The sequence below is a fragment of the Microcoleus sp. Z1_A1 genome, from assembly GCF_036700305.1.
Lineage (GTDB): Bacteria > Cyanobacteriota > Cyanobacteriia > Cyanobacteriales > Microcoleaceae > Microcoleus.
Window position 1 is genome coordinate 31,626 of record NZ_JAUBOR010000053.1, and the last position, 607, is coordinate 32,232.

General features: G+C 43.5%; 1 pseudogene. It reads right to left on the reverse strand.

The features are described 5' to 3' along the window. A pseudogene (locus QT973_RS23715) lies at positions 1-607 on the reverse strand (ATP-binding cassette domain-containing protein); the annotation flags it as partial.

Genomic DNA, 607 nt, shown 5'->3' on the forward strand with positions numbered 1-607 from the left:
GTGCATCTACAATCGGTTCAGGTTCTAGTGGAGAAAGTTCGATCGACTTTGGTGCATCTACAATCGGTTCAGGTTCTAGTGGAGAAAGTTCGATCGACTTTGGTGCATCTACAATCGGTTCAGGTTCTGGCTGAGAAAGCTCGATCAACTTTGGTGCATCTAAAATCGGTTCTGATTCTGGCTGAGAAAGCTCGATCGACTCTACTGTTTCTACAATGAGTAGATTTTCGACAATCGGTTCTGACTGAGAAAGTTCGATCGACTCTTGTTTTTCTACAATTTCCAGAAAATCTGCCACTGGTTGCATTTCTGGTTCTAAATCGCTTATTTCCTCTGGTGTTTCTGCAACTGCTTGGGATTCTGGTTGAGAAGGTTGGCTCGACTCTACGGTTTCTACAACTTGCAGATTTTCGACTATCGGTTCTGGTTGAGAAGGTTGGCTCGACTCTACGGTTTCTACAATAAGTAGATTTTCGACTATCGGTTCTGGTTCATGATGCTCGATCGACTCTACGGTTTCTACAATAAGTAGATTTTCGACAACCGGTTCTGGTTGAGGATGCTCGATCGACTCTACGGTTTCTACAACTTGCAGATTTTCGACTAT